This window comes from Chryseobacterium gambrini (genome assembly GCF_900156825.1).
In the GTDB taxonomy this organism is placed as follows: Bacteria; Bacteroidota; Bacteroidia; order Flavobacteriales; family Weeksellaceae; genus Chryseobacterium; species Chryseobacterium gambrini.
On the sequence record NZ_FTOV01000005.1, the window covers coordinates 171197 to 184579 of the forward strand.

At 38.0% G+C, this 13383-nt stretch carries 12 protein-coding genes; 11 read left to right on the forward strand and 1 reads right to left on the reverse strand.

The window, feature by feature from the left end; all coding sequences use genetic code 11:
- Nucleotides 1–29 precede the first annotated feature (29 nt).
- From BW951_RS22550 to BW951_RS11570, 11 genes are all read left to right on the forward strand, one after another.
- Complete coding sequence (locus BW951_RS22550; protein ID WP_228427541.1) at nt 30–167, forward strand: hypothetical protein; 138 nt, start codon at nt 30–32, stop codon at nt 165–167.
- A 53-nt stretch (nt 168–220) separates the two neighbouring features.
- Nucleotides 221–1216 (forward strand): DUF4861 family protein, encoded by a 996-nt coding sequence (locus BW951_RS11520; RefSeq protein WP_076392886.1) that lies wholly within the window; start codon nt 221–223, stop codon nt 1214–1216.
- A gap of 11 nt (nt 1217–1227) precedes the next feature.
- Entirely contained in the window at nt 1228–2487 is a 1260-nt protein-coding gene (locus BW951_RS11525) for a glycoside hydrolase family 88/105 protein (protein WP_076392888.1), read from the forward strand.
- A gap of 251 nt (nt 2488–2738) precedes the next feature.
- Nucleotides 2739–4382 carry a glycoside hydrolase family 43 protein gene (locus tag BW951_RS11530; RefSeq protein WP_076392890.1) on the forward strand — a complete coding sequence of 548 codons (1644 nt, stop codon included), beginning with the start codon at nt 2739–2741 and terminating at the stop codon, nt 4380–4382.
- 136 nt (nt 4383–4518) lie between these two features.
- The gene (locus BW951_RS11535) at nt 4519–5340 is read left to right on the forward strand and encodes a rhamnogalacturonan acetylesterase (protein ID WP_228427542.1); all 822 of its coding nucleotides are present in this window, start codon (nt 4519–4521) and stop codon (nt 5338–5340) included.
- A gap of 4 nt (nt 5341–5344) precedes the next feature.
- Entirely contained in the window at nt 5345–7012 is a 1668-nt protein-coding gene (locus BW951_RS11540; protein ID WP_076392894.1) for a glycoside hydrolase family 28 protein, read from the forward strand.
- Between the two features lie 206 nt (nt 7013–7218).
- Nucleotides 7219–8127, forward strand: coding sequence for an alpha/beta hydrolase (locus tag BW951_RS11545; protein ID WP_076392896.1), 909 nt, complete (start codon nt 7219–7221; stop codon nt 8125–8127).
- Nucleotides 8128–8308: 181 nt separating this feature from the next.
- The gene (locus BW951_RS11550) at nt 8309–9280 is read left to right on the forward strand and encodes a pectinesterase family protein (RefSeq protein ID WP_076392898.1); all 972 of its coding nucleotides are present in this window, start codon (nt 8309–8311) and stop codon (nt 9278–9280) included.
- Between the two features lie 266 nt (nt 9281–9546).
- The gene (locus BW951_RS11555; RefSeq protein WP_076392900.1) at nt 9547–10284 is read left to right on the forward strand and encodes a rhamnogalacturonan acetylesterase; all 738 of its coding nucleotides are present in this window, start codon (nt 9547–9549) and stop codon (nt 10282–10284) included.
- 172 nt (nt 10285–10456) lie between these two features.
- Nucleotides 10457–10810, forward strand: coding sequence for a cupin domain-containing protein (locus tag BW951_RS11560; protein ID WP_076392902.1), 354 nt, complete (start codon nt 10457–10459; stop codon nt 10808–10810).
- Between the two features lie 322 nt (nt 10811–11132).
- Nucleotides 11133–12251 carry a pectate lyase family protein gene (locus BW951_RS11570; RefSeq protein WP_076392906.1) on the forward strand — a complete coding sequence of 373 codons (1119 nt, stop codon included), beginning with the start codon at nt 11133–11135 and terminating at the stop codon, nt 12249–12251.
- Nucleotides 12252–12350: 99 nt separating this feature from the next.
- On the opposite strand, the gene pelA is transcribed toward BW951_RS11570, so the two are convergent.
- Nucleotides 12351–13376, reverse strand: coding sequence for a pectate lyase (gene pelA / locus BW951_RS11575; protein WP_076392908.1), 1026 nt, complete (start codon nt 13374–13376; stop codon nt 12351–12353).
- Between the last annotated feature and the right edge of the window lie 7 nt (nt 13377–13383).

Sequence of the window (13383 nt, forward strand, 5' to 3'; positions counted from 1 at the left end):
CTAAACACCACAATTTTTATAATGACGGAATGCCCGACGAATGGGAAATTAAAAACAGACTGAATCCTGAAGTTGCCAATGCCAACGGAAAAGATCTGTATAAAAACTATGACAATATTGAAGTTTACTTTAATGATCTCGTGAAAAATATAACCGGACAACAATAAAAGCAAATAACCATGAAAACTTTTATTGAAAACAGTGATCTAATAAAATGTATATGAAATTGAATGTATTTAAAATAATAGCTGTAGCAGTATTGGGGTCCTCAAATTTTCAGGCTCAGACATCTGTTATTCAAAAGATCAGAAGCAATCCTAAAACTCCGTTCTCTTATGCAGAACTTGCAGTGAAAGAAGGCGGAAAATGGGATGGCGACAAATACATCGGCGGAACTTTCAAAAACATTCAGGAACTCACCATTCCGGAATCGCATACCGATCATTCTACCTACATCAGATACGAAGGCATCGGTCTGGAAAACAACCAGATCGGATACCGCTTATATCTCGACTGGAGAAATGCAACAGATATTTTTGGTAAAAAAGTAAACACCCTGGTTTTACTGGAAGTCGGACAGGACGGTTTTGAATCGTATCATCACGATGCAGCTTGGGGACAGGATATTCTGAAATCCGGACGCACCATCGGAATTGGCTCTTACGGAAGATACGATGAGCAGAATGATTTTGTTGAAACATTTAAAATCGTAAAAAGCACCGCCGCGAAAGTGGTGAATGAAAAAGAACAGTCTTACGCAACCATCGAATACAAAGGCTGGAAAACATGGGGTGATGCCATCGATCTTGCTTCAAAACTTACCATTTTCAATAGAGACCGTTTTGTAAAAGTGGATTTAAATCTCAGCAACTCCATTTCAGGGTTATGCACCGGAATTGTTGCCATAAAAAATATTCCGCTAAAACAGGGAATCAGCAAAAATAAAAAATGGGCTTACATCGCAACTTACGGTAACCAGACCGAAACCAAAAAAGACGACAATCTCGGAATGGCTGTCTTCTACTCTCTTGAAAGCTTTGATAAATATATAAAGACAAAATCTACGCATACTGTAGTTTTCAAGAAGACAAAGAACGTTTCCTATTACTTTTTAGGAGCATGGTCTCTGGAACCGAACGGTTTAAAAACTGAAGAAGCTTTCTATCAGGATTTAGATCAAAAACTGGAAATTTTAGATAAAAATAATCAACTTTAACGTTTACAATCATGAATTTCATTAATCAGCATATCAAACTATTCACCCTTGTCGCTTTAAGTTCGGGAATTTTTTCTACCTGTGCGCAGACAAAAACTCCGGTTAACGCTTCAATTCAGAAACAATCTTCAAATTCCGGAAAAATAGTTCCCCTCAATCTGAAATGGTCCGAAAGAATGATGCTGTCCGAAATGCACCGCTTTCCTGAAGCATGGATGCTGGATTTCAGCAAAACCCCGAAATGGACGTATCCTACTGCCATTGTTCTGGATGGTGCAGAAAAATTATATGCCAAAACAGGTAAAAAAGAATACTACAACTACATCAGCGAATTTGGCGAAAAGCTTATTCAGGAAGACGGAACCATCATTACCTATGAGCTTGATAAGTATAATATTGATATGCTGAACAGCGGAAACGTTCTCCTCTATCTTTACGAAAAAGAAAAAAAAGAAAAATACCTGAAAGCGCTTCAGACGCTTCGTCTTCAGATAGATGGACAGCCAAGAACGAAAGAAGGTTCTTTCTGGCACAAAAAGATTTATCCTTATCAGGTATGGTTGGATGGTTTATACATGGGAATGCCTTTCTACACGCATTATACACACGACTTCGTGAAAGGAGCTGATGCGGCAAAAGCGTATGACGACATTCTTTTACAGTTCGATTCTGTTCAGGAGCATCTTCTGGATAAAAAAACAGGTCTTCTTTATCACGCTTGGGACGAAAGCAAAAAAGAAGCTTGGGCAGACAAAGAAACCGGACTGTCGAAGAATTTCTGGGGAAGAGCAATGGGATGGTACGGAATGGCAATGGTAGATGTTCTGGATTATCTGCCAAAAGATCATCCCGGAAGACCCAAATTAATTTCTTACATCAAATCCTACACCGATGCCATTATTAAAGTTCAGGATAAAAACAGCGGACTGTGGTATCAGGTTTTGAATAAGGCAGGAGAAAAAGGAAATTACACCGAAGCAACCGCCTCATCCATGTTTGTTTACACCATCATCAAATCTGTGAACAACGGTTATTTGCCGAAATCCTATAAAACGTATGCTAAAAAAGGCTACGACGGAATTATTAAAAATTTAATCACTGTTGATGAAAACGGAGTGGTGAATTTAAATAAATGCTGTGCTGTTGCAGGTTTGGGCGGAAAACCTTATCGCGACGGTTCTTACGAATATTACATTAACGAAGAGATCCGTTCCAATGATGCCAAAGGAACAGGGCCATTCATTCTGGCAAGTCTGGAGTTTGAAAAATAATACTTAAAACCATTAAGATGAGGTTAAGAAGAATTTTAAAGTATAGCTAATCCTAACTACACTAAACTCTTCAATAAATCCTAATGGTTAAAAATGTTCTTATATAATTTCAACAACTATCATTTGCTGAGTGAATAGTTTATGCTGAGCTTGTCGAAGGATCTTTGCGATCGAAAAATATGAAGTAAGCCATTAAAAAAAATCTTTCCGCTCATGGCGTTAAAATTTAAACCAGATTAAAAATCTGATTTATGAAAACAAAAAACATTTTAAATATACTTTCAATAGCCATTTTTTCCATTACATCAAATTATTTGAGCGCACAGGAAAAAAACTACGTTTCTGAAGTATGGAGTGCCGATCAGGGAAAAAACTACAAAAATCCCGTTCTGTATGCAGACTATTCCGATCCGGACGTGATTCGTGTGGGAGATGATTATTACATGACGGCTTCAAGCTTCAATGAAACTCCCGGTTTGCCGATTCTTCATTCAAAAGATATGGTGAACTGGAAACTGGTGAATTATGCCATTCAGGATATTCTGCCGAAAGAACATTTTTCAACCCCAAAACGAGGCGACGGAATCTGGGCTCCGAGTATGAGATTTCACAATGGCGAATTTTATATTTACTGGGGCGATCCCGATTTCGGAATCTATATGGTAAAAACCAAAGATCCGCTGGGAAAATGGAACGATCCTGTCTTAGTAATGCAAGGAAAAGGACTGATAGATTCCTGTCCGTTCTGGGATGAAGACGGAAACGCTTATCTGGTTCACGGCTGGGCGGGAAGCCGAGCCGGAGTAAAAAGCATTTTAACATTAAATAAAATGAATCCGGAAGGAACAAAAGTGCTGGATAAAGGCGTTCACATTTTTGACGGTCACGATGCTCATCCCACCGTTGAAGGTCCCAAAATGTATAAAAGAAACGGCTATTACTATATTTTTGCTCCGGCAGGCGGCGTTGCTACAGGTTGGCAATTGGCATTGAGATCAAAAAATATATACGGATCTTACGAAGAAAAAATTGTGCTGGAACAGGGCTCCACAAAAATAAACGGACCGCATCAGGGAGCGTGGGTAGATACACCTTCCGGAGAAGACTGGTTTTATCACTTTCAGGATGTGGATGCGGGAGGAAGAATTATCCATCTGCAACCCATGAAGTGGGAAAAAGACTGGCCTTTTATAGGAACAGATTATAACAAAAACGGAATCGGCGAACCTGTTTTAACTTACAAAAAACCAAACGTAGGACAATCCTATCCTATCGTTACTCCGCCCGAAACCGATGAATTTGATGGTGAAAAATTAGGATTACAATGGCAGTGGAGTGCAAATGAAAATATCGTATGGTCTTCCAAACTTCCCGAACAGAAGTTTTTAAGATTATTCTCCATGAAAGTTCCCGAAAGCGAAAACAATCTATGGAATGTCCCGAATCTGTTAACTCAGAAATTTCCGGCTCCCAATTTTGCAGCTTCCACAAAAGTTAAATTAACGCCCGAAGAAGCCAAAGAAGGAAAAACTGCAGGACTTTTGGTGATGGGACTGGATCATCAGTCCATCGTGATTACCAATAAACCGGATGGATTTTACTTACAGTTAAGAAGAGCCGAAAAAGCAGATAAAGACGGCGAAGAAAAGATTTTATTTGAAACAAAATTAAAAAGCAACGAAGTCTATCTGAAAGTGAATGTAAACGAACCGAATGGTTTATGCCAGTTCAGCTACAGCGAAAACGGAAAAAATTTCATCAAAGCAGGTGATCTTTTTCAGGCAAAACCCGGAAAATGGATCGGAGCCAAAATTGGGCTGTACAGCATCAGTACATCAAAAGCACCTCGAGGCGGATACGCCGATTTTGACTGGTTCAGAATCACCAAGAATTAATTTTCATTTGATTTAAAAATCTGCGCCATCTGCAAGATCTACGAGTGAAAAAATAACAATCAGATCCTTCACTACATTTCATTTCGTTCAGAATGACAGTGTAGATAAAAATTTAGTTAAAATCATGAACAGTAAAATGTATAATATAGTTTCATTTTTAATCGTCGTTTTGCTGTTGTCGGGATGTAAATCTCAGAACACTACAGCAGCAAAACACGTTAAAAAAATTACCCATATTTATCTCATCGGAGATTCTACCGTGGCAGATTACACCGGAAACTACGAACCCGGAAAAGATTATATGAAAATAAGATATCCCATTACAGGATGGGGACAGGTTTTTCAGCCGTTTTTTGCGAAAGACAGTTTGGCTTCTTTAAAACCTGCTATTTCAGCGGACTCTGTGGAAATTATCGACAAAGCGCATGGCGGAAGAAGCACGCGTACGTTTTTTCAGGAAGGAAGATGGAGAGAGGTATACGAACATTTGCAGCCGGGTGATTATGTCATCATGCAGTTTGGACATAACGACAGTTCTGAAAAACATCCGGAACGGTACGTAAACATTCAGGGATACAAAGAATTTTTAAGATTATTTGTAACGCAGACGAAACAGAAAGGAGCAAATCCTGTTATTTTAACTCCCGTTGCCAGAAATTACCCATGGAAAGACGGAAAACTGGAAAATGTACACGGCGAATACAGCAAAGCTCCCATTGAAATTGCTAAAGAAATGAACGTTCCGTATATTGATCTGAATACATTATCTATGGAATATTTTACAGGAAAAGGACAGGATTTTACCACAATTCATTACTTTATGAATATTCCGGAAAATGTATACGAAGCCTATCCAAAAGGTCAGAAAGACAACACTCATTTTCAGCCAGAAGGAGCAAAAGTAGTAGCATCCATAGTTTATCAGGAATTTAAAAAAATAATTAAAACTCAAAAATAATAAAATGAAGAAGACTTTTAAAGTGATCGGTTTAGCAGCAGCAATGCTATTTTCAGGGCAAATCTATGCTCAGAATTCTGATATTTATAAAAATATTGAGTTTAAAATGCCGCAGGTTGCAGAAACCTCTTTTGCAGCCAACACCGTTTCCATCACACAATACGGCGGAATTGCGGGCGGAAATGTAAAAAATACAGAAGCTTTTAAAAAAGCAATCGAAGATCTGAGCAAAAAAGGAGGCGGAAAATTAGTCGTTCCCCGCGGAATGTGGCTTACCGGCCCCATCGTCTTGAAAAGCAACATTAATCTTCACATTGAGGAAGGAGCGATGATTATCTTCAGTAAAGATAAAAATGATTATCCGTTGGTAGATGTAAGTTTCGAAGGATTGAATACCACGCGTTGCCAGTCTCCTATTTCAGCAAAAAATGCAACCAATATTGCCATTACAGGAAAAGGCATAATCGAAGGAAGCGGCGAAGCATGGAGAGCCATCAAAAAAAGCAAAGTGTCTGAATCTGAATGGAAAGAAATTGTAAAATCCGGCGGAATTGTATCTTCGGACGGAAAAAACTGGTATCCTTCGGAAAGCTATAAAAAAGGACTGGAAAGCAGCTCCAACTTCAATGTTCCCGACAAGATTTCCAAAGAGGAATTGATTACGGTGAAAGATTTTCTCCGTCCGGTAATGGTAAGTCTGGTGGAATGCGACAAAGTTTTGCTGGACGGACCGACCTTCCAGAATTCTCCGGCATGGAATCTTCATCCTTTGATGTGTTCCAATGTTATTTTGAGGAATCTTACCATCCGAAACCCATGGTTTTCTCAAAATGGAGACGGTCTGGATCTGGAATCCTGCAAAAATGTTCTGATCTACGACAATACCTTTGATGTGGGAGATGATGCCATCTGTATAAAATCCGGAAAAGACAAAGACGGAAGAAAAAGAGGAATGCCGACTGAAAATGTTATCATTAAAAACAATATTGTGTACCACGGTCATGGAGGTTTCGTCATTGGCAGTGAAATGTCGGGCGGAGCAAGAAATATCCACGTTTCAGATTGTACTTTCATCGGAACAGATATCGGGCTCCGTTTCAAAACCACGCGCGGAAGAGGAGGAATTGTGGAAAATATTTACATGAAAAATATTGATATGATTAATATTCCGACTCAGGTTATCGGTTTCAATATGTTCTACGAAGGCGCATCTCCGGTTCTGGAAGACGGACAGAAACAGGAAGGCAACAAAGCTCCGGAAAAAGTATATCCCGTAACGGAAGAAACGCCGGTTTTCAGAAATATTTTCTTTAAAAACATTACAGCAGCCAATTCCGATGAAGCGATTACCTTATTCGGTTTAGCTGAAATGAATCTTAAAAATATTGTGATTGAAGATTCGCAGTTTGATACCAGAAAAGCTTTAACCATAGTAGATGCAGACGGAATTCAGTTAAAAAATGTAAAGCTGAAATATTCCGAAGGAACGGGAGCAACGATCTACAACAGTAAAAACATCAATCTTTCAACCGTGAAGTTTGATTCGGCAAATAAGCCTGTTATAAAAGTGTTAGGAAATAAAACAGGTGCAGTCTTATTACCGAAAGAAATTACGTCTGATAAAAATTCGCTTTCTATTGGAACGGATGTATCGAAAAATGCAGTTAAATAGTTGGATATCGCAAAGACGCAAAGTTTTTTAATTTTAAACAATGTTTTAAGGCGCAAGAAAATCAAAAGATTTTCAACAAATTCTGCAGTGTTACATTTTATCAAAGATAAAATCTTTGCGTCTTAAAGCATAAAGTAAATAAAATTCTTTGCGACTCTGCGATAATCTAACAACAAAAATAGTATTAAAAAAAATTCCTTAAGCGAATGATTTTTAACCGAAAACATACTTATATTTCTATTTTTTTTGTGGGGACAATGGCATTCGGACAAATAAATCGACCGAATGCTACTCCCTATACCAACGAAGGAACATTCGAAAAATTCAAAAAAAAATATCCTTTTGTAACTCCGATTGACCGTCCGGTTCCTCAAAATATCAGAATTGATAAAGACGCAGAATATAAAAACATCAATGGAATTTCTCTGAAAGCAGATGTGTATTATCCTTTAGATCAGAACAAAAAATATCCCGGAATTGCGATGGTTCACGGAGGCGGATGGATTTCGGGAAGTAAGGAAAACGAAAAATTCATGGCAACGGAATTGGCTTCAAAGGGTTTTGTGGTGATTGCCATCGGTTATCGTCTGGCTGATGTTGCAAAATTTCCTGCCGGAGTGGAAGACATCGAAACCGGAATTCAATGGCTGAAGAAAAACCACAAAAAATATTCTTTAGACCGAAAGAAAATAGCGGTTATGGGAGAATCTGCCGGAGCACAGATCGCCACTTTGGTCGGCGTGAAATCCAAAAATAAAATTCAGGCAATTGTAAATGTAGACGGCATTGTTTCTTTTATTCATCCCGAAGCGGAAGAAAGTACTTATGCTTCCTATTGGCTGAACGGAGACAGAGAAAGCAATTTAAAAAACTGGACAGCCGCTTCTCCGTTGGAATTTGTGGATAAAAATACCCCTCCAACTCTTTTCATCAACAGTTCGCAGCCAAGATTTCATGCCGGAAGAGACGATATGATGAAAAAACTGAAGAGTTATAACATTCCGACAGAGTTTCATGAGATTAAAGACACACCGCATTCCTTTTGGTCGGCAGAACCATGGTTTACGGAAACATTGAATTTGACATTGGATTTTTTAGATAAAGTTTTGAAATAGTGATCTTAAACGCAAAGTTTTTATTAATAGATATGTTAAATTTTAAGGAGCAAAGATGAATCAACAAGTTGATTTTATGACGCTATCGTCATGGCTTCGCGAAATAAATTTATTTGCCTTTGCTATCTAAAAACAGGTAATATAAAACAAATCTTTGCGTCAGAAAATAATAAATCAGTTTATGAAAAAATTATTTTTAATTCTTCTCATTTCGATGGCAAATTTGCTGTTTGCAGGAAATGATCCGTATATCAAAATTACCGTTGCAAAAGACGGAAGCGGAGATTTTGCCTCGATTCAGAAAGCTATTAATTCCATCAGAGATTTGGGTGCGGAAGAAGCTTTAATTTTAATAAAATCAGGAACCTATCATGAAAAAGTGGTAATTCCTTCTTCAAAACATAAAATTACGCTGGAAGGCGAAAATAAAGATAATACCATAATTACCAACAATGATTTTTCAGGAAAGCCGGATTCTTTCAATGAAAAGATGACCACGTTTAATTCTTATACGTTATTGGTGATGGGAGATGACATAAAAATCAGCAATATAACGATTCAGAATACTTCCTGTAATGAAGGACAGGCGGTTTCACTTCATGTGGAAGGTGACCGTTTTATCATTAAAAATTCGATCATTTCAGGTTGTCAGGACACCGTTTATGCCGCAACCAATCACAGCAGACAGTATTTTGAAAACTGTTTGATCGAAGGAACCACTGATTTTATTTTCGGACAGGCAACCGTTGTTTTTAAGAACTGTACGATTAAAAGTTTAGCCGATTCGTTCATCACGGCAGCCGCAACAGAAGCGGACAGAAAGTACGGTTTCGTGTTCTTCGACTGTACATTAACTGCGAAAGAAGGTATTACCAAAGTGTATTTAGGCAGACCGTGGAGACCTTACGCGAAAACGGTTTTCATCAATACAGAAATGGGAAAACATATCCTTCCAGAAGGCTGGAATCCGTGGAGAGGCGACAAAATGTTTCCTGATAAAGAAAAAACAGCCTATTACGCGGAATTCGGGAGCAAAGGAGAAGGCGGAAATACTTCGAAGCGCGTAAACTGGTCGCATCAGCTCACAAAAAAAGATCTGAAAAATTATACGCCGGAAAAAATTTTTAATGGCTGGAATCCTCAACATAAGTAATGAGTAATTAATAATGAGTAATGATTACCATTCGCTAAATCGACATAGGAAAATGGAGCGTTAAGAAAATTAATTCTGTGAACGTTAAGAAAATTCTATTGTTTGAGCGCGACCAAAATACTGAATAAAAAGACAAACATCAAATTCGCACGAGTTCTAGGATTTTTAGTGAATAGAAATAATTTTTAGCGGAAGTTTCCAGGTCTTGAACTTTTGATTCTTTTGTTTCCAAAACAAAAGAATATAAATTAAAAAATTTATTTAAAATGAAAAAAATACTTTTAATCTTTAGCATAGCCGTTTCAGCTTTACTTCTGGCTCAGCAAAAACCCACTCTTTTCTTAATTGGAGATTCTACCATGGCAACTAAAGAAAATCCGGACAAAAATCCGGAACACGGATGGGGACAGGTTTTTCCCCAGTTTTTAACCACCGGAATTGAAATTCAGAATCATGCGGTGAATGGAAGAAGCTCCAAAAGTTTCAGAACGGAAGGACGATGGGATCAGGTGGAAAAACAATTGAAAAAAGGAGATTTCGTCATTATACAGTTTGGTCATAACGATCAGAAAATCAAAGACTCTACAAAGTTTACCAATCCTTACACACAATACAGAGCGAATCTTGAACGATATGTGAATGAAGCCAGAGCTAAAGGAGCGATTCCTGTTCTGATGACTTCCATTGTAAGAAGAAACTTCAACGAAAACGGAGTGTTGATCGATACGCATAAGGAATATCCTCTGGTTGTAAGAATGGTCGCAAACGATCTGAAAGTTCCTTTTGTGGATATGCAGTTGTTAACAGAACAGATGGAAATTGCTTACGGCCCCGAAAATTCAAAAAAACTTCATCTGTATTATAAAGAAGGCGAAGATCCGTATTATCCCAAAGGAAAAGAAGATGATACGCATTTATCGAAATTAGGGGCGGAAACGGTGGCTAAATTAGCCGCGAAAAGTTTAAAAACCTTGAAAATTGGGTTGGAAAAGTATATCAAATAATAGAAATCCCGCTGATTTTGCAGATTAAAATTATTTTAAAGATCTGCTCAATCAGCAAAATCTGCGCGAGAACAACATAAAATCAATCAATACATTAGATTTCTCCTTCGTCGAAATGACAGGTTTGATGTAAAAATTAGTTTAGTAAAAATTGAAAAAGTAAAGTAATAAGATGAAATTCAAAAAAGAACCTTTCTTCGATGGGAATTCCGAGTGGGAAGATTTGGGGGGCGGCGTTTCCAGACAGTTTGTCGGATATAATTCTCAGATAATGATGGTGATTGTACAATTTGAGAAAAATGCTATCGGTGCATTACATAATCATTTTCATTCTCAGATCACGTATGTTGCAGAAGGAAAATTTGAAGTTACGGTTGATGGTAAAATGAAAATTTTACAGAAAGGCGACGGATTTTTTGCCCAGCCCAATATTTTTCACGGCGTGAAATGTCTCGAAGCGGGAAAACTGATTGATTCGTTTGCTCCTTTCAGAGAAGATTTTATTAATGATGAGTTTTCAGGCTAAATTTAAATTCGGGATTTAATTTCCATTCAAATATAACAATCTGTTTACCAATTAAATAAAACATATACCAAACAGCTAATATTTTTTTCCGAAGATTTTCCGGTTCAGCAGATCTGATCTGTAAAGCCGGATTATCTTTGGGATTTTTATTTATCATATAACAGCCAAATCAATTTTAAACATTAAATAAAATGCAACCGATTAACCAAATTAAATAATCAACATTATAATTATATAAATATATATATGTTAAAATATAAATTATTTAGTTATCGTATTTGTAATTTTATAATCTAATCTTAATTAAAAACAATTACTTACTATGAAAAAAACATTTAAAGCTGTTTTTACTGCGGTAGCGCTCTGTTCTGTTTTTGCCTTAACCGGATGCGGACAGGAAGACATTAAATCCGATTTATCCGAAAACAACAGTGACCTGAACATGAGAAGTGAACTGGTTGCGAGTGCAGTAATTCCGTTAGCCAATTGTGTTGCACCGGGATGGGCTTCTCAAAACGGTGGAACTACAGGAGGCGGAACTGCCGCTGAAACTACCGTTACCAACTACGCCCAGTTAAAAGCTGCTATCGAAAATTCAGCCGTAAAAGTGATTAAAGTAACCGGAACGATTACTGTTTCAGCACGTCTTTCATTTCAGGATCAGACAGGAAAAACCATCTACGGAACGAGCGGTGCGAAACTGGTTTCTACGGATCAGACCAAAGATGGTTCAGGAATCATCAATATTAAAAGATGCAACAATATCATCATCAGAAATCTGATCTTTGAAGGTCCCGGAGCGTATGATACAGATGGTTGGGATAACGCGATTCTGGACGACTGCCGAAATGTATGGATCGATCATTGTGAATTCAGAGACGGGGTAGACGGAAATTTTGATATTAAAAATAAATCTGATTTTGTAACGGTATCCTACACGAAATTTCATTATTTAAAACCTCCAAAAGCGGGAGGATCCGGAGGAACAGACGACCACCGATTCTCCAACCTCATCGGTTCGAGCGACGGCGCCACAACGGATGCAGGAAAACTGAATGTAACTTTTGTTCGTTGCTGGTGGGCTCCGGGATGCAGAGAACGTATGCCGAGAGTGCGCTACGGAAAAATCCATATCCTGAACAGCTATTTCAACAGTTCTGTAAGCAACAAATGTATTGCAGCAGGAGTTCAGGCTAATATTCGTGTAGACGGAAATGTTTTTGAAAATGTAAACGAGCCGATTAACCTAATGAGCGGTTATACGGCAGTAACGGTTACTTCCAACAATACTTTTACCAACGTTACGGGTAATAAGTTAGGAAACGGAACAGCTTTCACGCCTCCTTATACAATTCCAACGCTTTCTCTGTCATCCGTAAAATCTGATGTTACGGCAAATGCGGGAGCTACATTATCCGGAAATATCTGCAATTCTTTTTAATACTATTCATACAGTAAGCGGCTGTCCCGATCGGGACAGCCGCTTTTTTCTGCAGAACACGGAATAAAATTGATCTAACGTTCCAAGTACTGCCACTAACTATAAATCAGAAATACTGTTTTTTTCAAGCCACTTCGGATATTCTTTCCCAAGCAGTTTTTCGGCATAATCTACGTACCAGCTATAGCCGTTTCTTCTTTCTTCGGAAACTTCGTAATAATTGTATTTTACGCTTCCGTCGCGGTCGCCGAAAAGAGGTTTATTGTTGTTGATGTCGTAAAATCTTGCCCAGATCACAGAATTTTTATCTTCGGCTAAGGTTCGCACTGCTTTTCCGTTTACCTTAGACACTTCATAGCTGTAACCTTCAATTTTATTTTGCCTGAACCATTTTATGGCAGATTTTACAGATTTTTCGATTTCCGGAGTTACAGGCTGCATCATTAAAAACCGTACAATTCCCACAGATTCTGCAGTGGCTAAAGAAACAGGCTCAAAAGCTCGTGCTTTATCCGGCTGTAAGGTTTCTTCGTTGTACTGATCTCCCCAGATCACAGGAATATTTTTCTGCAGAACCTGGGTTCTTAAAATACATTCTATTCCTTTCTGAACTGCGGTTTTTGATTTTTCTTTCAGCTTTGCATCCACCACATCGAAACCATTTTTTCCTTCGGCAACATTATACAAAACCGTTAATGCATTAATCATTGCATTGTCGTTATATGTAATCTGCTTTCTGTACAGTCCTTTATTGGGATAGTACTGCGGAAAACCTCCGTTGTTTTTATACTGCATCTGCAAAAGATAGCTGATTCCTTTTTCTGCTGATTTTAAATATTCGGGATTTTTGGTGACAGAATATGCTTTAATGAGTGCATTAATCTCCCTTGAAGTCGCATTATTATCAATGGTTGCATGATCGTCTCCTGTTGCTTTTATCTTTCGTAAAAGTTCTTTGTTGAGAGGAAGATTGTAGTTTACGACAGATTTATCTTCAAGCTGTTTTCCCCAACCTCCGATTGGAAGCTGATAGATCATTATTTTTTCAGCCAGAGTATCTTTTGTTTGAGCGGAAAAATTGACGGCAGCTAAACCTAAAGTCAGTAAATAGAGTTTTGTTTTCATCTTTATG